Raw genomic sequence first — 22,087 nt, 5'->3', positions numbered from 1 at the left:
GTCAGGCCGTCGCTTCCGAGCCGGCCGGCTCGGCCATCGCAACAGCGATCTTGCGCGGGCCCGTGAACGGCTCCCGTGCGTGCGCGGCCCGCATGTTGTCGACGATCAGGACGTCGTCGCGCTGCCAGTCGAAGCGGGTGGACGCGGCCCGGTAGGCGGCGCGCAGATGGTCCATGACGGCGTCGGGGATCGTCCCGCCGTCGCCGTAGTACGTGTTGGTCGGCAGGTCCTCGTCCGGGAAGATCTCCCGCAGACCCTCCTGGACCTCGGGGGCCAGCGACGTGACGTGGAAGAACGTCGCGTGGTTGAACCAGACACGCTCCCCGGTCAGCGGGTGGGTGTGCACGGCCCGGCGGACCGCGGTGGTGCGCAGGCCGCCGTCCGGGCGCCAATGGGCGTCGAGTCCCTTGTCCCGGCAGTACGCGGCGACCTGGTCGCGGTCCTCGGTGCCGAAGGTCTCCTGCCACGGCACCCCGAAGTCGGCGTGGAAGTTGCGGACCACCCGCCAGCCGCGCCGCTCGAACTCCTCACGCACGTCGGGGTCCAGTTCGCGGTAGACGCGCCGGATGTCGGCGAGCGGTGTGGCGCCGAGGCTGTGCGGGGGCTCGATGCAGTAGAAGAACAGCTTCAGCGGCCAGACCGCCTGGTAGGAGTTCTCGTTGTGCAGGAAGATCTCCTCCTCCGCCGGGTAGTCGGTCGAGGTGTACACCTGGCCCTTGATGGTGGAGCGCGGTGAGGAACGCTCGGCGTAGGTGAGCGGCGGTGTGCCGGAGAAGGCCCGCACGGTGCGGTCCAGTCCCTCGGCGCCGCCGACACCGAAGCCGCGCAGCAGCAGGGCCCCACGCTCGGTCAGCAACTCCCGCAGTTCGGCCCGGTGCCGGGAGATGTGTTCCTGGACCGGGCCGCCGTCGCCGGTGACGACGGCGGCGAGCGACCCCGTGTCCGGGGTGGTCTCGGTGGTGGTCATGGGGTGACTGCTCCTTCCGTCAGCGGCGGAGCGGGAAGCGGCACCGCCGAGCCGTCGTGGTGGCCGCGCAGGATCACGGGGCCGGTGCTGCCGGCCTCGCGGGCGAGCGCGGCGAAGAGATGGGGGCCCGCGGGCAGGTCCTGGACGAGCCAGCTGTCCGGCCCGGCCGGTTCCCGGTGCCGTACGAGCACGGGGCCGGCCACGTCCGGACGTACGTCGACGGCGCGCAGATCGGCCACGATGCCGACGCCGCTCGCCTTGACGACGGCCTCCTTCCTGGTCCAGCTTCGGAAGAAGGCGTTCATCCGCGCGGCCTCGGTGCTCTGCGCCCGCAGATGCGCGAGTTCGGACGTGGACATCACGAACTCCGCGGAGCCGTTGAAGTCCAGCGTCCTGGCGTCCTCCAGGTCGACGCCGATCTGCCGTCCGGCCACCACGGCGACAATCCAGTACGGCCCGGACCGCGACAGGTTGAAGTCGAGTCCGGTGGCCGGCCGGGTGACGGAGGGCCGTCCGTGCTCGGGGTCGTCGCAGCGCGGGCAGCGGCGCCGCCCGAATCCGATGCTCCTCGGTGGGGTGCCGAGGTAGCAGGCGAGGATGCGTCGCAGCGCGGCGTGGGCGCCCGCGTAGCGGACGCCCGTCTCCGGTGTTCTGCGCCGTACGACGAGGAGTTCCTCCTCGGAGAGCAGCGCCGCGTCCGCCGGGTCGGGCAGCTCGGGAACCCTGCCCTGCCAGATGTGGACGGCGTCGTTCTCCGTGAGGCTCCGGTATTCGGCGCCCATCGGCGGACCTCCTTTCCGGTCCTAGGACCGTGACCTGCGGTCAGTCGGACATGGCGACGAGCACCCGGCGGTCGCCGGTGAACGGGCGGCGGCCGTGGGCCAGCAGCACGTTGTCGATGAGCAGCAGGTCGCCCCGGCGCCAGTCGACGTTCACGGCGGCGTCCAGGCCCCGGTCGCGGATCTGGAACACGTACTCCTGCGGAATGGGGCTGCCGTCCGCGAAGGTGACCGTCTGCGGCAGCTCGTCCTCCGGGAGGATCTGGGCGAGTGCGGCCGCGGTGTCGTCGCCGAGGCCGGCGGGGTGCCACTGGTCGGCCTGGTTGAACCAGACCTCGGTACCGGTGACCGGGTGCCGGGTGGTGGACGGTCGTACGGAGCTGACCCGCAGCCCGCCGTCGGCCTTCCACTCCCAGCTCGCTCCGGTGCCGGCGAGGAACTCCTCGACGGCCTTGCGGTCACTGGTCTCGAAGGTGTCCTGCCAGCTCTTGCCGAGGCCGTAGCCGTCGTGCAGGTTCTGCACGTAGCGGACGCCGCCGGCGAAGGCCTCACGGACCTCGGCGTCGAGGGACTCCAGCCAGACGGCGGCGTCGACGACGGGGGTGGCGCCGCCGGTGCCGGGCTGGATCTCGCAGTAGAACGCCAGCCTGGCGGGCCAGGCATGGGCATAGCTCATCTCGTTGTGCATCGAGATGGTGAATTCCTGCGGGTACTCGGTCGAGGTGTAGACGTTGCTGCCGACCTTGGTGCGCGGCGAGTTGCCGTGCACGTAGGCGAGGCGATTGGGGAGCAACAGGTCGAGGACCGGGTCGAGTTCGTCGCGGGTGACGTCGAATCCCCGGAAGACCAGGCCCTTCTCCTGAACTAGCAGCTCCCCGAGGCCGGTGGCGCCGAGTTCGCCGAGCCGCTCGGTGAGCTCCTGGGGCCCGCCGACCCCTTCCGCCTCGATCTCCAGTGGTGTCCAGGTCCGGATGTCCGTCATCGCTGAGTTCCTCTCATTTATTGGATGCTTATAGTGATTTCTATAGAGACACTATGATTTCTCCATCCCGCGCCACGGGGGCGATGCGCCGGGCCACATCCGCGACCAGCTCCGCCTCGCGGGGCACCAGATAGAAGTGGTCGCCCTCGAAGGCGCGGAGCGAGAAGTCCCCCGAGGTCGTCAGCTCGGCCCAGGCCAGCACGTGTTCGCGTACACAGCCGTGGTCCTCGGTCCCGACGTACGCGGTGATGGGTGAGCTGACCGGGACGGGACGGGAGGGACGGTAGGACTCGATCAGCCGGTAGTCGGCGCGCAGCGGCGGCAACAGCAGTTCCCGCAGCTCGGGAATGTCGAAGGCTTCGGATCCCAGGTCGCCGAGGATGCGGATGCCCGCGACGAGAGTGTCGTCGTCCGCCTCGTGCAGCCCGGTCCGCTTGGCGTGGTGCGGGGCCGCGCGGCCGGACACCAGCAGCCGGGCGGGGCTGACCGCGTGCTGTGCTTCGAGCCGTGCGGCCACCTCGTACGCCACCGACGACCCCATACTGTGGCCGAAGAGGACCAGCGGCAGGCCGAGGTGGGGGGCAAGGGCTTCGGTGATCGGGCCGGCGAGTTCGTCCATCGTCGCGGCGCACGGCTCGGCCAGCCGGTCGTGCCGGCCGGGGTAACGGACGGCGAGCAGCTCGACGTCGGCGGGCAGCAAGCCCGCCCAGCCGTGGAACAGCTGGGCGTTGCCGCCCGCGTGCGGGAAGCACACGAGCCGCAGCCGTGGCCGTGCGGTCCTGCTGTAGCGGCGGAACCACGGGCCGGCGTCCACCGGCGGAATCACGGATCTGGGCAATGGGTCTCCTCGGTCGCTGCGTTGCGGCGTGTCGGCGTGTCGGCGTATCGGTGTCGCTCATCGGGGCGGCGACTCCGAGCGGCCCGCCGGCTCCTCGGTGCGCAGCGCCGGGCTGATCGCCGCGACGGCCGCGAGGAGGGCCATGACGGCGCCGACGAGCAGCACGGAACGGGTCGTCCCCCAGGCCGTGAGGAGGAGTCCGCCACCGAGCGCGCCCAGCGCGTTGGTTCCGGAGCCGAGCAGGCCCGCGGTGCTCGCGACCCGGCCCTGCATCTCGTCCGGGGTGGTGCGCACCTGGTACACACCGGCCGTCACGTTGAACGCGGCGCCGACGAAGCTGGTCCCGGCGAACAGGGCGCCCAGCGCGAACGGGTCGCGCACCAGCGCCATGCTGGTCATCAGCACCGCCCAGGCGATGGCGCCGCCGATGAGGACGGTCCGCTGGCTGAACCGGCGCGACCACCAGCCGCCGCTCAGCGCCCCGAGCAGACCTCCCACGCCGCTGAGGGCGAAGACGATGGAGAGGGTGGCGGAGGAACGCCCCTCCTCCTTGAACATCAGAATCAGGGCGAGCCCGAGCACCTGGAAGAGCACATTGCTGCCCGCGACGAACCCGAGCGCGGCCCGCAGAAACCTCTGCCGCCACAACCAGCGCATGCCGTCGGCCACTTCACGGTGCAGCCGCATGGGGCCGGCGGGCCGCTCCTGCTGGAACTTCTTCCTGATCAGCAGCAGGGTGCCGAGCGAGATGAGGCTGCCCACGGCCGCGAACAGGAACGGCGCCCAGCGGGTCAGCGCGTGCAGCAGGGTGCCGCCCGGCTGTCCGACCAGACCGGCGGCCCGGCTCCTCGCCTCGTTCGCGGCCAGCGCCGCGGGCAGTTGCTCCTGCGGCACCACGTTGCGTACGGCGCCGCGCTCCGCGAGCCGGTAGAAGACGGTCAGGGCCGCCTCCACGAACGCGACGACCGCGAGGTGCGGCACCGAGACGGTGCCGGTGGCGACGGCCGCCGCCACCGTCGCCAGCGCCAGGAACCGGCCCGCCTCGCAGCCGATCATCAGCCGCCGCCGGTCCCAGCGGTCCACCAGCGCGCCGGCCGGCAGCTGCACGAGCAGCAGCGGCAGCAGCGCCGCGAAGGACACGACCGAGGTGGCGAGCGGTGATTCCGTGTGCCAGAGCACCAGCAGCGGATAGGCGACGGCGGTGACCCGGCTGCTGAGGAAGGACAGGGCGGCGCCCGTCCACAGCAGCCGGAAGTCACGGTTCGCGCGCAGCGGCGGCGGGCCGCCCGCACCGGCGGTGGCCGGTGCCCCGGCGACGACACTCACCGGTGCGGCTCCGCACCGGCCGGGCCGCCGCCGCGGCACCACTCGAGGACCGCCATGGCGCTGTGCATCTTGTTCTCCGCCTGGTCGAAGGCGATGCTCGCGGGCCCGTCCAGGACCTCGGCGGTCACCTCGTCGCCCCGGTGCGCGGGCAGGTCGTGCAGGAAGACCGCCTTGGGGCTGGTGTCCCACAGCCCGGCCGTCACCTGGAACGGCGCGAAGACGCGCCGCCAGTCGGGGTCGGGCTTGCTGGTGCCGGTGGTCTGCCAGCGGGTGGTGTAGATCGCGTCCAGGTCGGCCGGGAGGTCCGTCATGTGGTGCTGTTCGCGCAGGACGGAGCCGTGCCGCTCGGCGTGGGCCGCCGCCCGTTCGCGTACGGACGCGGTGAGGCCGTAGCCGGGCGGGGTGCGCAGCTCGAACTCGACGCCGGGGAACCGGGCCAGGGCGAGGGCCAGGGCCGCCGCGGTGTTGTTGCCCTCACCCACGTACAGGATGCGCAGCCCTTCGATCCGGCCGAAGTGGCGGTACAGCGTGGTGAGGTCGGTCAGTGCCTGGGTGGGGTGTTCGTCGGCACTCATCGCGTTGATGACGGACATCCGGTCCTGGGTGGCCCAGGCCCGCATCTCGGCCGGGTCGCCCGCGGTGCGGGCGACGAGGACGTCGAGCATCCGGGACATGACCCGGCCGGTGTCCTCGCTGGTCTCCCCGGTGTTGAGCTGCAGATCGCCGGGGCCGTACGCGATGATCTGCGCACCGAGCCGCAGCGCCCCGCTGGAGAAGGCGGTACGGGTACGGGTGGACGTCTTGCTGAAGTAGATCCCGGCGACGGCCCCTTCGAGCGGGCGGGGGTGCCCGGCCGTGCCGGCCGAGAACGCCGCGCCACGGGTGACGAGCGCGGACAGCTCCTCGTCGCGGAGGTCGTCGATCGAGATCAGATGCCGGATCCGCCGGTCGGTCATGCGGCCCTCCAGGGCGGGGACGGGTGTGGGTGCGGGTGCGGTGCCGGGTGCGGCCGGTGCCGTGGTGCTCATGCGCGGTCCTCGTCGGTGACGACGGGGGCGAGGACGGAGGGCAGGGAGCCTGCCGGGCGGCCGGCGGCCGTGCCCCATTCGGCGGCGAGCGTGCCGGTTCCGAACGTGGTGTCCTGGCGGCCGAGTTCGGCGGTGAGGTGCTTGACGACGGCCTTTCCGGAGTCGGCGTTGGTCAGCGCGACGAAGCCCGTTCCGCCGTGCAGACGGCTGATCGCCATGCTCCAGTAGCCGGCCGGCTCGCCGCCGTGGCCGAACTCCAGGTCGTCACCGGTGTCGTCGACGATCGTGCCGAGTCCGTAGAAGCTGCCGGTCTCTCCGGCGAGCAGCTCCCGGGCGACCGCCTGCGGCAACAGCTCCTGGTCCGTACCGAGAAGTGTCCGGCGGACGGCGCGCGTCAGGGCGGCGACATCCCCCGCGGTGGTCCACAGACCGGCCGCCGCGAGGTGCGCCCGGCGCCGCCAGCCGCCCTTGAGGGGCGTGCCGTGACCGTCGTGGCCGAGCGCGACCGGCAGCCCGGATGCGGTCGGGAACTCCTGGTCGAAGCTGCTGTCCCGGAGCCCGAGCGGATCCAGCACCAGGCGTCGCATCAGCGCCTCGAAGGGCTCACCCGTCATGTCCTCCAGCAGCTGCTGGAGCACCCAGTAGTGGGTGCTGCTCTTGCGGAACGTGGAGCCGGGCACCAGTTCCCTGCGGACTCGCGGGGTGCGGACGGGCGGCCTGCCCTCCAGCAGGTCCAGGAGCGAGGGCAGTTCCTCACCGGGCCGGAACCCGACACTGCGGTGGCGGGCGAGTCCGGCGCGGTGGCCGAGCAGGTGCCGGACGGTGACCGTCCCCGGTGCGGCGGGGTCGTCCTCCAGGCGCCAGCTGGTCAGACGGCGGTCGATGTTCTCGTCGAGGTCGATCCTGCCGTCGGCGACCAGCCGCAGCACGGCCAGTGCGGTCACATGCTTGCTCAGCGAACCGGCCTGGAACAACGTCCGTGCGGTCACGGGCGCGTCCCCGTCCGCGCCGAGCACGCCGTACCCGTGGACCCCGGCCAGTTCACCGTCCCGCAGTACGGCGACGGCGGCGCCGGGCACCTGGTGCTGCGCCATGACCTCGGCGAGCCCGGGTACGAGGTCCGGCGCGGCCGACGCTGTCCCTGGGGCTCGGTCCGCCGCCGGGGCGCTGGAGCCACTGTCGACGGCGGCGCGCCCCTTCGGCTCACTCGCCCCGACGGGGGCCGGGCCTTCCGGCACACTCGCCCCGGCGGCGGCCGGGCCTTCCGGCGCACTCGCCCCGACGGGGGCCGGGCCTTCCGGCGCACTCGTCCCGGCGGCGGCCAGCAGCGCGGCGGCCTCGGCGAGCGGCCCCCGATCCGGCCGCTCCCCCACCCCAGCCGCCTGTGCGACCAGCGCGGCGAGCAGCTCGGCGGACACCTCGACGGTCGCGGCGCCATCGACGGCCGGCGCCGGTGCCTCGCCCGGGTGCGCCGCTGCGTCCGCGTCCCGGCCCGTGGCCTCCACCCCACCGGCATCGGCGGGTTCGGGGCCCATGTCCTCGTCGACCGCCGCGGCCAGGTCGATCAGGGTCTCGTGCTGGTACATGCGCCAGACCGACACCGTCAGGCCGGACTTCCGGGCCTCCGCCAGCACCTTGATCATCAGGAGGGAGTGGCCGCCCAGGTCGAAGAACCGGTCGTGGATGCCGATGTCCTCGACCCCGAGGACCTCCGACCAGATGGCGGCCAGGGTCTTCTCGGTCTCCGTACGGGGCGGGACATGCTCCGTCCCGGATCTCAGGGCGCCCCGGTCGGGGGCCGGAAGTGCCTTGCGGTCGACCTTGCCGTTGGCGTTGAGCGGCAGGGCGTCCAGCCGGACGAACGCCGAAGGGACCATGTACTCGGGCAGCCGCACCCCGCAGTGGCCGGCCAGCTCGACGGCTTCCGGCGCGTGCCCCGCGGCCGGCACCCAGTGCGCGACCAGACGCTTGTCGCCCGGCGTCGGCTCGTAGACACCGGTGAACGCCTCCTGGACGCCCGGGTGTTCGCACAGGACCGCCTGGATCTCGCCCAGCTCGATCCGGTAGCCACGGATCTTGACCTGGTCGTCGATCCGGCCGAGGAACTCCACATTGCCGTCGTCGAGTTGACGGACGAGGTCGCCGGTGCGGTAGAGCCGCGCGCCCGCCGGACCGTACGGGTCCGGGACGAAACGCTCGGCCGTCAGGTCCGGACGGCCCGCATAACCGCGCGCCACACCCGTACCCCCCACATACAGCTCACCCGTCACCCCGACCGGCACCGGCTCCAGCGCCGCGTCGAGCACATACATCGCCATGTTCGGCAGAGGACGCCCGATCGGCACCACATCGCGGCCGGACGGGGCGGTCACCGGGAACACACAGGTCCCGACGGACGCCTCGGTCGGTCCGTACTCGTTGATCAGCCTGCCGGGCCCGAGGATGTCCAGAGACCGGTCGGCCACGGCGCCGGGCAGCGCCTCACCGGCGACCACCAGTACCGCGGCGAGCTCCTCCGCCTGTTCGGTGGTGAGCTGCCCGCTGAGCAGCTCCAGATGCCCCGGGGTCAGCTTGACGAAGCTGTACGGGGCGCCGGCCAGCAGGGCCCGGCCGAGGCCGGCCGGTTCGGTCTCCTGCGGGACGGTGAACACGGACTGCCCGGTCACCAGCGGCGCCCACAGGTTGGGCACCACGAGGTCGAAGGCGACCGACGAGAACAGCGGCGCACCGCCCGTGCCCCGCGAAGCCAGCTCCCGCGCGGCCCAGGCCACATGGTTGGCCAGGCCCCGGTGGGTGATCTCCACACCCTTGGGCCGGCCCGTCGAGCCGGACGTGAAGATGGTGTACGCCAGCCGGTCCAGGTCGTCGGCCCGGGCCAGGGCGGTCGCGGGACGGGCGGCGATCGCCGCGGCGTCCGTGTCGACGAGCACCGGGACGCCCTCGAAGCGCTCGGCGTACCCGGACGACGTCACCACCACGCGTGCGCCGGACGCCTCGCGCATCGCCGAGATCCGCTCCGCCGGATAGGACGGGTCGACCGGCACGTACGCCCCGCCCGCCTTCCACACCGCGAGCAGCGCGGTGATCAGGTCGGGGCCCCGGTCCAGCAGTACGGCGACCCGGGACTCGGTGGACACCCCCAGGTCCCGCAGATGGTGGGCCAGCCGGTTGGCGCGGCTGTCGAGTTCCCCGTACGTGACGGCCGCGTCCCGGTGGACGACCGCCGCTGAGGCAGGTGCCCCGGCAGCCCGCGTCTCGAAGAGCTGGAGCACGGTACGGGACTCGGGGGTGTACTCGGTCCGGTTCCACTCGGCCAGCTGCCGCTGCCGTTCGGCGTCGGGCAGGTACGCGGCCCGGGCGTCGCCGTCCGGGTCGGCCGCCATGGCGGTCAGGACGGCCGTGTACAGGGCGGTCAGCCGGTCGGCGTTGTCCCGGGACAGCACATGGGTGTGGGTGGTCATCAGCAGGTAGCCGGAGACCGCGGAGACGGCCAGGCCGAACTCGGTCGCCCCTTCACCGGAGCTGTCCGCGATGTCGACCCGCTCCTCGTCGACGTGATCGAAGTCCTGGTAACTGAAGCGGACGTCGAGCAGCCGGTCGGCACCGGCCGCACGCTGGATCGCGGGCATCGGGTAGCGGCGGTGCTCCCAGATCCCGGCCTCGTGGAGGAACACCTGGGTGACCAGTTCGGTCCAGGTGCCGGCCGTACGGTCGAAGGCGAACGGCAGGGTGTTGAGGTACATGCCGTACACCCGGTCCGCGCCCGGTGCCTCGGGTCGGGCGCTGAACACCAGGCCGGTGAAGAAACGGTCCTCCTCGGTGAGCATGCTCATCACCTTCAGATGGGCGGCGAGGAGCACGCTCTTGACGGAGACCCGGGCCCGGGCGGCGAGGGCGCGCAGCCCCGGCTCCAGGTCCCGCAGCGGTACGGCGACCCGGAACTTCTCGCGGGGTGCCGTGGTGTCGCCCGCCCACGCGGCGGGGAGCGAGAAACGGGAGTTGCGGGCGATGACGTCCTGCCAGTAGGCCCGGTCCTCGGCCGATTCTAGGGAGGCGCGCTCGGCGGCGACGAAGTCCGCGTACCGCAGGCCGGGCGCATCGGGCTGCGCCCGACGTGCGTCCCGGCCCTCGTCCCGGATGCGCCGGTACTCGTCGAGCAGCTCCATCAGCAGGGCCCGGTGCGACCAGCCTTCGGTGATGGCGTGGCAGACCGTGAGCCCGAGACGCCAGACGCCGTCACCCTCGACGTGTGCGGTCATGCGCAGCAGGGGGGCCTGTTCGAGGTCGAAGAGGTCGGCGCGTTCGGCGGCGATGAACTCCGCGATCGCGGCCTGCCGTTCGTCCGCTCCGTATCCGCTCAGGTCCCGCACCGACACGGGGATCCGTGCCGCGGCGTGCACCACCTGGAGCGGCACGGACCAGGTGTCGAGGTGGAAGGAGGTGCGCAGCATGTCGTGCCGCTCGGCGACCGCGTCCGCGGCCCCGCGCAGCGCCTGCGCGCTGAACGGCTCGTCATCGGTGATCCGGAAGGAGGAGACGTTGTGGTAGGCGTGCGCCTCCCGGTCGGCGAGCATCTCCAGGACCATGCCGAGCTGGACCTCGGTGAGCGGATACGCGTCCACGGCGTCGGCCGGCAGCGTGGCCCGGTCCTCGTCGCCGACCAGGGCGAAGGGCTCGACCAGGGCGGCGACTTCGGTCACCGCGGGCCGTCCGGTCAGGAACTGGGCCAGTTCGGCGACGGTCCGGTGCTCGAACACATCGCGTACGCCGACGTCGAAGCCGGCCGCGCGCAGGGCGCCGACCAGGGCGACGGCGCGGATCGAGTGGCCGCCGATGTCGAAGAACCCGTCCTCGACGCCCACCCGTTCGAGGCCGAGGACCTCGGCCCACACCGCCGCGATGCGCTCCTCCGTCACCGTGCGCGGGGCCACGTGGCGGTCGGCGGACTGCTGTTCTCCCGCATCGGGCAGGGCCTTGCGGTCGACCTTGCCGTTGGCGGTGAGCGGCAGCGCGTCGAGCCCGGTGAGGCCGGCCGGGATCATGTAGTCCGGCAGACGCTCGGCGAGATGCCCGTGGACCGACTCTGCGGTGATGTCGCCCGGTGTCCAGTAGGCGGCGAGTTCGCCGTCCACGGTGGTGACGAAGGCGTCCCGGATGCCCGGGTGGGCTGCCAGGACGGCCTGGATCTCGCCCAGTTCGATCCGGTAGCCGCGGATCTTGACCTGGTCGTCGATCCGGCCGAGGAACTCCACGTTCCCGTCGTCGAGCCGGCGGACGAGGTCGCCGGTGTGGTAGAGCCGCGCGCCCGCCGGACCGTACGGGTCCGGGACGAAACGCTCGGCCGTCAGGTCCGGACGGCCCGCATAACCGCGCGCCACACCCGTACCCCCCACATACAGCTCACCCGTCACCCCGACCGGCACCGGCTCCAGCCCCGCGTCGAGCACGTACATCGCCATATTGGGCAGGGGGAGGCCGATGGGCAGGACGTCTGCGGCGGTGTCCCGGGGCACGGGGTGGATGCTCGTGCCGACGGACGCCTCGGTGGGGCCGTACTCGTTGATGATCCGGGTGTCCGGGGCCAGTTCGCGCCAGCGCTCCAGGGTCGCCCGGGTGAACGCCTCACCGGCGACCACCAGCACGGGAGCCAGGTCCGTCGCCCGGTCGGCGGGGAGTTGCTGGGCGAGGATGTCCAGGTGCCCCGGGGTGAGCTTGATGAAGCTGTACGGGCCGGAGGCGACGAGGTGTTCGCCCAGGTCCGCCATGTCGACGTGCTGGCCGACGGTGTGCACGGACTGGCCGGTGACCAGGGGGGCCCACAGGTTGGGGACGACAAGGTCGAAGGCGACGGAGGAGAACAGCGGCGCACCGCCCGACCCCTGCGACGCCAGCTCCCGGGCCGCCCAGGCGACATGGTTGGCCAGACCCCGGTGGGTGACCTCCACACCCTTCGGCCGGCCCGTCGAACCCGAGGTGAAGATGACGTAGGCCAGCCGGTCCAGGTCGTCGGCCCGGGCCGGGGCGGTCGCGGGACGGGCGGCGATCGCCGCGGCGTCCGTGTCGACGAGCACCGGGCCGTCCGCGAAGCGGTCGGCGTACCCGGACGACGTCACGGCCACCCGGGCACCGGCCGCCTCGCGCATCGCGGCGATGCGGTCCGCCGGACAGGACGGGTCGACGGGCACGTACGCCCCGCCCGCCTTCCACACCGCGAGCAGCGCCGTCAGCAGCTCGGGACCGCGGTCGAGCAGCACCGCCACCCGGGACTCGGCGGTGACCCCGAGGCCGGACAGGTGCCGGGCCAGCCGGTTGGCGCGGGCGTCGAGCTCCTCGTACGAGACCATCCCGGCCTGGTGCACCACGGCCACCGCGTGCGGGGTCGTGCGCGCCTGCGCCTCGAAGCGCGCGGGCACCGGCTCGGTCTCCGCCGCGAACGCCGTGTCGTTCCAGGCGATCAGTTCGCGCTCCCGCTCGCCCTCCGGCAGGAACGACGCCTGCGCGTCGCCCTCGGGGTCGGCGGCCATCGCCTCCAGGACCTGGCGCAGCATCGCCGCGAGCCGGTCCGTGGCGGCGCGGCTGATCGCGCGCGGGCTCGCCGTCAGGACGAGATGGCCCACCCGGGCCGATACGCCCAGCGGGAACTCGGTGGGGCTGTCGTCGATGCTCGCGAGGTAGTCGACCTGGTCGCGGTCGACCTGGTCGAAGTCGTGGTAGCTGAACCGCATGTCGATCAGCCGCTCGCCGTCGGCGAGTTCACGCTGGATGACGGGCATCGGGAAGGTGCGGTGCGGCCACAGCTCGATCTCGCGGGCGAAGACCTGGGCGACCAGCTCGCGCCAGGTGCCGGCGGTCCTGTCGTAGGCGAAGGGCAGCGTGTTGAGGTGCATGCCGTAGACACGGTCGGCGCCGAGCACCTCGGGACGGGCGTTGCACACCAGGCCGCTGAAGAACCGGGCCTCCTCGGTGAGCATGCTCAGGGTCTTGAGGTGGGCGGCGTGCAGGACGCTCTTCAGCGAGGCTCCGGCCCGCGCGGCCAGCTTCCGCAGCCGGTCCTCCAGGTCGTGGAAGGGGACCGGGACGCGGTGGGGCGCGCCGTCGTCGTCGGGGTCGCCCCGCCACGGCGCGGGCACGGTGAGCCGCGCGTAGTCGTCGACGACCGTCTGCCAGTAGGTGCGTGACGTGTCGGAGGCGAGGGCGTCGAGCTCGGCGGCCACGAAGTCGGCGAACCGGGTGGCGGGCTGCCGTCCCTCGGCCGGCTGCTGCCCGTCGCGGATGCGTCCGTACTCGTCCAGGACCTCCATGAGCAGGGAGTGGTGGCTCCAGCCGTCGAGGATGGCGTGGCACTCGGTGTTGGTGATCCACCAGCTGCCGTCGCCCGCCACATGGGCGTACAGCCGCAGCAGCGGCGGCCGGGCCAGGTCGAACAGCCGGGAGCGCTCCTCGGCCGTGAACTCCTGCAGGGACCGCCGGAGTTCGCTCTCGGTGAGCTGCGAGAGGTCGCGTGCGCCCACGGGCATCTCGGCGTCCGTGTGCACGAGCTGCATCGGTACGGAGTACGTCGACAGGTCGAAGGAGGTGCGCAGGGCCTCGTGCCGGGCGACGACGGCCGTGGCGGCCGCGCGCAGGGCGTCGAGCGAGAAGGGCCGCTCGTCCCGGATCCGGAAGGACGTGACGTTGTGGTACGGGTGTCGGCCGTCGTCGGTGAGCATCTCGACGACCATGCCGAGCTGCACCTGGGACAGCGGGTACGCGTCGGCGAGCCCCTCGGGGAGACGGGCCGCGTCCTCGGCCGGGACCATGGAGAACGGCTCCGCGGTGCGGTCGGCGTCCGTGGGGGCCGGGCGGCCGGTGACGAACTCGGCGACGCGGGCGACGGTCCGGTACTCGAAGACGTCCCGGACGGCGAGGTCGTACCCGGCGGCGCGGAGCCGGCCGACGAGGTTGACGGCCCTGATCGAGTGGCCGCCGAGCTCGAAGAAGCCGTCCTCCACCCCGACCCGGTCCAGTCCGAGTACCTCGGCCCACACCTCGGCGATCCGCTCCTCGGTGACGGTGCGCGGAGCGACGTACCCGGCGGCGCCCACGGCGTCCTGGCCGGGGGCGGGCAGGGCCCGCTTGTCGAGCTTGCCGTTGGTGGTCAGCGGCAGCGCGTCCAGGGCGACGAACGCCGAGGGGATCATGTACTCGGGCAGGGTGCCGCCGAGATGGGTACGCAGCTCGGCGGGGGCGGGGCCGTGGTCCGCGGAGGCGGTGACGTAGGCGACGAGGCGCCGGTCGCCGGGGGTGTCCTCGCGAACGAGTACGACGGCGTCGCGGACGCCCGGGTGGGCGGCGAGCGCGGTCTCGATCTCACCCAGCTCGATCCGGAAGCCACGGATCTTGACCTGGTCGTCGATCCGGCCGAGGAACTCCAGACTGCCGTCGGCAAGCCGGCGGGCCAGGTCGCCGCTCCGGTAGAGCCGGGAGCCCGCGGGACCGTACGGGTCGGGCACGAAACGCTCGGCGGTCAGCTCGGGACGGCCGAGGTAGCCGCGGGCCACGCCGGGACCGGCGACGTACATCTCCCCCGGCACGCCCACCGGGGCCGGCCGGCCCTCCGCGTCCAGGATGTACACCCGCAGGTCGGCGAGCGGGCGGCCGATCGGGTTCCCGGCCTGGGGCGCCAGATCGGCGTCGGTGAGCCGGTGGTAGGTGGTGTGGACGGTGGTCTCGGTGATCCCGTACATGTTGACGAGGACGATGTCGTCGAGGCCGAACCGGTCCACCCACGGGCGGAGTTCGGAGACCTCCAGCTTCTCGCCCGCGAAGACGACGGCGCGCAGCGAGAGTTCGGCGGTCGTGCCGATGAGGGAACGGAACGCGGACGGGGTCTGGTTGAGGACCGTCACGCGTTCCCGTACGAGCAGGTCGGTGAACTCCTCGGGCGAGCGGGTGACCGCGTACGGGACGACGACGAGCCGACCGCCGTTGAGCAGCGCGCCCCACATCTCCCACACCGACACGTCGAACGCGTAGCTGTGGAAGAGCGGCCAGACGTCGGCCGGGCCGAAGGCGTAGTGCTCCTGCCCGCGCTCCAGCAGCCGCACGACGTTCGCGTGCGTCAGCGCGACGCCCTTGGGCCGGCCCGTCGAACCGGAGGTGTAGATCGTGTAGATCAGGTTCTCGGGGCTGCCGGGCACGCCCAGGTCGTGCGCGGGCTGCGCGCCGATGAGGTCCGCGTCGGTGTCCAGACGGACCAGGTCCACCGGCTCACCGTCGAACAGACCGGCGACGTCGGAGGTGGTGACCACCACCGGGGCCTTGGCGTCCCTGACGATGTAGGCCAGCCGGTCCGGCGGGTTCGCCGGGTCCAGCGGCAGATACGCCGCACCCGACTTGAGGATCCCCAGCAGCGCCGGGATCAGCTCGATCCCCCGCTCCAGGCACAGCCCGACGAGCGTCTCCGGTCCGACGCCCTTGTCGCGCAGCACCCGGGCGAGCCGGTTCGCCCGCGCGTTGAGCTCCGCGTACGACAGCTGTGTGCCCTCGAAGGAGACCGCGATGCCTTCCGGCGTACGCGCCACCTGCTCCTCGAACACCTCATGGACACGACGCGTCACGGGCGCGGTCGTGGCGGGCGTGCCGAGCAGGACGGCGCGCTCCTCGGGGCCGAGGATGTCGAGCGCCGACAGCCGGGCCGCAGGCGCCTCGGCGACACCCGCCAGCAGCCGCAGCAGACGGCCGGTCATCCGCTCGACCGTCGTCCGGTCGAAGAGGGAGGTGGCGAACTCGAGTTGCCCGCCGAGCGAGCCGTCCGCGCCTTCGCGGATCTGGAGGTCCAGGTCGAACTTGGCCACCCGGCCGCTGCCCTCGTACGGGGAGACCTCGACGCCCGGGAACGCGAACGCCGAGCCGCGCTCGCCGTGCATGGTGAAGGCGACCTGGAACAGCGGGGTGCGCGACAGATCACGCTCCGGCTGCAGCTCCTCGACGACCTGGGCGAAGGAGACGTCCTGGTGGTCGTAGGCGTCCAGCACGGTGGCGCGGGTGCGGGCGAGCAGTTCGGTGAACGCGGGATCGCCCGCGGTGTCGCCGCGCATCACCAGGCTGTTGATTCCGTAGCCGATGAGCTGCTGGAGCTCGGGGCGGCCGCGGCCGGAGACCACCGTGCCGACCGCGATGTCGTCGCGGCCCGTGTGGCGTGCGAGCAGGTGCTGGTAGGCCGCCAGGAAGAGCATGAAGAGCGTCACGTCCTGGCGGTGCGCCAGCTCGCGCAGCCTGTCGGCCAGCTCCTGCGGGACGGTGAACGAGACCGCGTCGCCCGCGCCGTCCCGGACCGCGGGGCGCGGCCGGTCGGTGGGCAGCTCCAGCGGGGCGAGGTCCGCCAGTTGCTCCTTCCAGTAGCCGAGGTGCCGGCCGATGACCTCGCCGGTCAGCTCGGCGCGCTGCCAGGCGGCGTAGTCGGCGTACTGGACCTGCAGGGGGGCCGGGGTGCGGCCCGCGTACAGCTCGCTGAGCTCCTGGCCGAGGACGCCGGTGGACCAGGCGTCGCAGGCGATGTGGTGGAGCACGAGGGCGAGGACGTGCTCGTCGTCGGCGAGCCGGATCAGCCGGGCCCGCACCGGCCGGTCGCTGCCGAGGTCGAACGGACGGGCCAGATCCGCCTCGACGAGCGACCGGGCCTGTGCCTCGTCGGCGGCCTCGGTCAGCTCCAGCGGGGCGGGACCGGGCTCGTCGATCAGCTGTACGGGCTCCTCGCCGTCCATGACGTACCGGGTGCGCAGGATCTCGTGCCGGTCGACCAGACCCTGCCAGGCGCGGCCGAGGGCCGCTGTGTCCAGCGGGCCGCGCAGCCGCAGCACGAGCGGAACGAGATACTCGGGGCTGTCCGGTTCGAGCCGGCTGAGGAACCACATCTGCTGCTGTCCGTACGACAGCGGCAGCCGGCCCTCGCGGTCGGCGCGGGCTATCTCCGTGCGGCGGGAGGCTCCGCCGTGCCGTCCCGCGAGGCGGCGGCGCAGCAGTTCGGCGCGCAGCGCGTCGGCATCAGCGGCCGGGACCGCGGGCTTCTCCATCTCACCGGTGCTCATGCCTTGTGCTCCTTGTTCTGCCGTGCGCCGTGCGCGCGTGCGTCATTCGTCGGGGCGTCCTGCGCGAGTACGTCCTGCGCGAGTTCGGAGTCGGAGAGCGCGGCGATCTGGGCCGTGATGCGCTCCTCGACGGTGGCGGCCAGCTGGGCGACCGTCGGGCCTTCGAAGACCGTGCGGACGGCGAAGTCGATCTCGAACTCCTGCTGGATGCGCGAGATGAGCCGGATCGCCAGGATCGAATTGCCGCCGACGTGGAAGAAGTTGTCGTGGGCCCCGGCCTGGACGCCGAGCAGTTCGGTCCAGATCTCGGCGATGCGCTCCTCTGCGGGGCCGCTGGGGGCGATGTGTCCGTCGTCGGGCCGCCCGGGGTCCGGGAGGGCCCGGCGGTCGACCTTGCCGTTGGCGTTGACGGGGATCGCGTCGAGCAGCGTGTAGCTCGCCGGAACCATGTAGTCGGGCAGCTGCCGGGCGCAGTGTGCGGCGAGCGCGGGCTCGTCGGGTCCTTCGGTGCCGGGCTCCCCGACGAGGTAGGCGGCGAGCTGCTTCTCACCGGCCGCTGTCGTACGGACCGTGACGACGGCGTCGCGGACCCCGGCGTGGGCGGCCAGGACCGCCTGGACCTCGCCGAGTTCGACGCGGTAGCCGCGGATCTTGACCTGGTCGTCGACGCGGCCGAGGAACGCCACGTTGCCGTCGTCCAGCCGGCGGGCCAGGTCGCCGGTGCGGTAGAGCCGGGCGCCGGGCGGGCCGTACGGGTCGGGGACGAAGCGCTCCGCGGTCAGGTCGGGGCGGCCCGCGTAGCCGCGCGCCACACCCGTGCCGCCGACGTACAGCTCGCCGGTCACTCCGACCGGGACCGGCCGGAGGGCCGGATCGAGGACGTACGTCGTCATGTTGGGCAGCGGGAGGCCGATCGGCAGCACATCGGCGGTGCCCGCGCTGTCGTCCTGCGGGACCGGGTACACGCAGGTGCCGACGGTGGCCTCGGTCGGTCCGTACTCGTTGACGATCCGGGTGTCCGGGGCGAGCTCGCGCCAGCGCTCCAGGGTGGCGCGCGTGAACGGCTCGCCCGCCACGACCAGGACCGGGGCGAGCGCGCCGGCCTGGGCGGGGCCGAGCTGGAGGGCGAGGATGTCGAGGTGCCCCGGGGTCAGCTTCACGAAGCTGAAGGGTTCGGCGTCCGCGAGGCGCTTGCCGAGCTCGGACATGTCGGTGTCCTGCGGCAGCAGGAAGAGCCGCTGGCCCGTGACGAGCGGGGTCCACAGGTTGGGCACGACCAGGTCGAAGGCGACCGAGGAGAACAGCGCGCCGCCCCCGTAGTCGTCCCCGGCGAGTTCCCTAGCCGCCCAGCGCACGTGGTTGGCGAGGCCGCGATGGGTGACCTCCACGCCCTTCGGGGTGCCGGTCGAGCCGGAGGTGAAGATCGTGTAGGCGAGCAGGTCGGGATCGTCGGTCCGGACGGGCGCGGTCGCGGGGCGGGCCGCGACGGCCGCGGCGTCCGTGTCGACGAGCACGAGGGTCGCCTCCTCGTCGTGCCGCTCGGTGCCGTCGGCGAACCGGCCGGCGTACGCCGACGAGGTGACCGCGACCGTGGCGTGCGCCGCCTCGCGCATCGCGGCGATGCGCTCGGCCGGGCAGGACGGATCGACCGGCACGTACGCGCCGCCCGCCTTCCACACGGCGAGCAGTGCCGTGACGAGGTCGGGCCCGCGGTCGAGAAGGACGACGACCCGGGACTCCGGACCGACGCCGCGGGCCACCAGATGCTGGGCGAGACGGTTGGCGCGGGCGTCGAGTTCGCCGTACGGGACGGTCTCGGCACCGGAGGTCAGGGCGGTCGCCCGCGGCGCGGAGCCGGCGCGGGCCTCGAAGAGCGCGGTGACCGTGCCGGTGCGGTCCGCGGTGTCGTCGGCCGTGTCGTTCCACTCGGTCAGCAGCCGCCGGCGTTCCTCGGCGGAGAGCAGCTCGACGACGCCGAGCGGGGTGTCGGGGCGGGCCGCGACCTGTTCCAGCAGTGTCAGGAAGTGGCCGGTCATCCGCTCGACGGTGGACCGGTCGAAGAGTGCCGTGGCGTACTCCAGCACACCGTCCAGGGCGCCCTCGGGGGTCTGCCGCATGAACAGCGACAGATCGGTCTTGGCGACCTGCCAGGCGGCCGTGAACGCGGCCAGGTCCTCGTCCTGTGTCGCGACACTGGTCACGCCCTCGCTGTGCAGGTCGAAGGCCACCTGGTAGAGCGGCGTACGGGACAGGTCGCGCTCGGGCTGGAGCTCGTCCACCAGCCGCTCGAAGGGCAGCTCCTGGTGGACGAACGCGGCGCGGGCCGCGTCCCTGACCCGGCCGAGCGCTTCGGCGAACCCCATGTCGGCGGTCAGACCGCAGCGGATGACGAGCGAGTTGAGGAAGAAGCCGACCATGCCCTCGGTCTCGGGGCGGGTGCGGCCGGCGACGGGTGTGCCGACGGGGACGTCCCACTGGCCGCTGTAGCGGGCGACGAGCGCGGCGTACGCGGTGAGGAGCGTCATGAACGGCGTCGCGCCGTGGGCCCTGCCCAGCTCGGTGAGCGCGGCGGCGAGGCCGGGGGCGATACGGAAGGGGACGACGGCGCCGTGCGGGTCGCGCACCGCGGGGCGGGGCCGGTCGGTGGGCAGATCGACCGGTTCGACACCGGTCAGCACACGGATCCAGTGGTTGAGTTCGCCCTCGATGACGTCGTCCGTGAGGCGGGCGTGCTGCCAGGCGCCGTAGTCGGCGTACTGGACGGTGACGGGGGGCAGCGCGGGCTCCCGGCCGGCGGCGTACGCCGCGCACAGTTCCCGCAGTTCGCGCTCCAGCACGACGGTCGACCAGCCGTCACAGGTGATGTGGTGCATCGTCAGGAGCACGATGTGGTCCTCGCCCGGGACCCGGGCCAGCAGCGCCCGCCACAGCGGGCCGGCGGCCAGGTCGAAGCCGCGTGCGAACTGCTCGCCGAACAGGGCGGGGACGCCGTCGCGGTCGGTGTCCTCGACACGCAGCTCCACCCGGGTGGCACCGGGGGCGTCGATGATCTGACGCGGCTCGCCGCCGATGTCCAGGTACCGGGTGCGCAGCGGCTCGTGGCGGGCGGCGAGCGCGTCCAGGGCCCGGCCGACCGTCTCGGCGCTCAGCGCCGCGGGCAGCCGCAGGAACAGCGGGGCGACCCACTCGGGGCTGCCCGGGTGCATGCGGTCCAGGAACCAGAGGCGGTGCTGGCCGGAGGAGAGCGGGAGTTCCCCGTCGCGCGGCACGGGACGGATCGCGGCCTCGCCGGAGGGGGCCGCCGCGGGGGTGCCGATCAGCCGGGCCTGGGCCTCGACGGTGGTCGCCGCGAACAGCCCGCGCAGCGAGATCTTCTCCCCGGACGCGGCCCGCAGCCGGGCGGCGAGCCTGGTCAGCTGGAGCGAGGTGCCGCCGAGGGCGAAGAAGTCGTCGAGCACACCGACCCGGTCGAGCCCGAGCAGCTCGGACCAGACCCGGGCCACGAGTTCCTCGGCGGCGTCGCGCGGCGCGGTGAAGTCGGGCTGCCGGTCCGCGGAGATCTCGTCGGGCGAGGGCAGCGCCGCCCGGTCGACCTTGCCGTTGGCGGTCAGCGGGAAGGTGTCGAGGGTGTGGAAGAAGGACGGGACGTGGCTCTCGGGGAGCCGCTCGCCGAGGAAGGCGCGCAGTTCGCCGGTGTCCAGGGGGTCGCGCACGGTCAGATACGCGGCGAGCCGCTTGCCGCCGTCGTCGACCGTGTAGGGCGCGACCACGGCGCCGGTCACGGCCGGATGCGCGGCGAGCGCCGCCTCGATCTCACCGGGCTCGATCCGGACGCCGTTGACCTTGACCTGGTGGTCGAGCCGGCCGAGGTACTCCAGTGTGCGGTCGGCACGCCAGCGCACCAGGTCGCCGGTGCGGTAGAGCCGGGCACCCGGCTCGGTGGCGTACGGGTCGGGCACGAAGCGTTCCGCGGTGAGGCCGGGGCGCCCGGCGTAGCCGCGGGCGACGCCGACTCCGCCCGCGTACAGCTCGCCGGGCACCCCGACCGGCACGGGGACACCGGCCGGGTCCAGGACCAGGACACGCATTCCGGGGATGGGGCGGCCGATCGGCACCGGCCCGGTGGTGAGCGCGGGGTCCACGAGCTGGGCGGTGACGTCGATGGAGCACTCGGTCGGACCGTAGGTGTTCCAGACCTCGACGGGGTGTCCGGCTCGTTCCCGCAGCCGGGCAACGAGTTCGGCGTGCAGCGGCTCGCCGGCGGAGAAGAGCAGCCGCAGCGTGTCGCAGCCGCTCCAGTCCGCCTCGTCGACGAGGAGCCGCAGCACCGAGGGCACGGCCTGGAGGACCGTCACACCGTGAGCGGCGACGGAACGCAGCAGCGCGCCGGGGTCGCGCTCGGCCCCGGGCGGGGCGAGGACGACGGTGCCGCCGGAGACGAGCGGCGCGAAGATCTCCCAGCCCGCCGCGTCGAAGCCGATGGTGGTCTTCTGCAGCACCCGGTCCGCCGCGCCGAGCCGGTGCCGTTCCACGGTCCAGCCGACCCGGTTGGCGATCCCGGCGTGGGTGACGGCGACGGCCTTGGGCCTGCCGGTGGACCCGGAGGTGAAGACGGCGTACGCGACGTTGTCCGGGCCGGCGGGGCTGTCCGCGGCGTCGTCCCCGGCCACGGCGTCGGCCGGGACGTCCTCGGGGCCGATGCGGCGCGCCCCCGCCTCGCGTACCGCGTCGTCGAGACCCGGGCCCGCCAGCACCAGCCGGGCACCGGACTCCCGCACCAGTCCGGTCAGCCGCGCGGGCGGCTGACCGGGGTCGAGCGGTACGTAGGCCGCCCCGGCCCGCCAGACACCGAGCAGCGCCACGACGAGGTCCACGCCGCGGGGCAGGCCCACCCCGACGAGCGTGTCGGGGCCGGCGCCCAGGTCCCGCAGGCAGCGGGCCGTACGGCGGACCGCCAGGTCCAGCTCCTGGTACGTCACCGTCCGGTCGCCGTCGACGACGGCGACCGCGTCCGGGGTACGGAACGCCTGCTCGGCGAAGCGTTCCGGCAGCAGTTCGGCGTTCACGTGTGCTCCTGTCGAAGACCTGGGCGTGGGTG

8 protein-coding genes are annotated in these 22,087 nt (G+C 73.1%); all 8 read right to left on the bottom strand.

Going from position 1 to position 22,087, the window contains the following annotated elements; genetic code table 11:
* Position 1: 1 nt before the first annotated feature.
* Positions 2 to 967 carry a TauD/TfdA family dioxygenase gene (locus ACZ6ZQ_RS07740; protein WP_469767675.1) on the bottom strand — a complete coding sequence of 322 codons (966 nt, stop codon included), beginning with the start codon at positions 965 to 967 and terminating at the stop codon, positions 2 to 4.
* On the bottom strand, positions 964 to 1,749 hold the full coding sequence (locus ACZ6ZQ_RS07735; RefSeq protein WP_469767674.1) for a 4'-phosphopantetheinyl transferase family protein: 786 nt from the start codon (positions 1,747 to 1,749) through the stop codon (positions 964 to 966). The genes ACZ6ZQ_RS07740 and ACZ6ZQ_RS07735 overlap by 4 nt, the downstream gene beginning before the upstream one ends.
* Before the next feature lie 40 nt (positions 1,750 to 1,789).
* On the bottom strand, positions 1,790 to 2,728 hold the full coding sequence (locus ACZ6ZQ_RS07730; protein ID WP_469767673.1) for a TauD/TfdA family dioxygenase: 939 nt from the start codon (positions 2,726 to 2,728) through the stop codon (positions 1,790 to 1,792).
* A gap of 40 nt (positions 2,729 to 2,768) precedes the next feature.
* Positions 2,769 to 3,566 carry a thioesterase II family protein gene (locus ACZ6ZQ_RS07725; protein ID WP_469767672.1) on the bottom strand — a complete coding sequence of 266 codons (798 nt, stop codon included), beginning with the start codon at positions 3,564 to 3,566 and terminating at the stop codon, positions 2,769 to 2,771.
* Positions 3,567 to 3,623: 57 nt separating this feature from the next.
* Positions 3,624 to 4,892, bottom strand: a complete 1,269-nt coding sequence (locus tag ACZ6ZQ_RS07720) for an MFS transporter (protein ID WP_469767671.1) — start codon at positions 4,890 to 4,892, stop codon at positions 3,624 to 3,626.
* Positions 4,889 to 5,848: an ornithine carbamoyltransferase gene (locus tag ACZ6ZQ_RS07715; protein ID WP_469767954.1), complete on the bottom strand. Its 960-nt coding sequence runs from the start codon at positions 5,846 to 5,848 to the stop codon at positions 4,889 to 4,891. The genes ACZ6ZQ_RS07720 and ACZ6ZQ_RS07715 overlap by 4 nt, the downstream gene beginning before the upstream one ends.
* Positions 5,849 to 5,916: 68 nt before the next feature.
* Complete coding sequence (locus tag ACZ6ZQ_RS07710; RefSeq protein WP_469767670.1) at positions 5,917 to 16,989, bottom strand: amino acid adenylation domain-containing protein; 11,073 nt, start codon at positions 16,987 to 16,989, stop codon at positions 5,917 to 5,919.
* Positions 16,986 to 22,055: an amino acid adenylation domain-containing protein gene (locus ACZ6ZQ_RS07705; RefSeq protein WP_469767669.1), complete on the bottom strand. Its 5,070-nt coding sequence runs from the start codon at positions 22,053 to 22,055 to the stop codon at positions 16,986 to 16,988. Before ACZ6ZQ_RS07705 ends, ACZ6ZQ_RS07710 begins: the two co-directional genes overlap by 4 nt.
* Positions 22,056 to 22,087 lie beyond the last annotated feature (32 nt).

This window comes from Streptomyces sp. NPDC053673, assembly GCF_055585225.1.
Note: the sequence above shows the minus strand (reverse complement) of the source record. Positions and strands in the feature narration are given on the sequence as shown.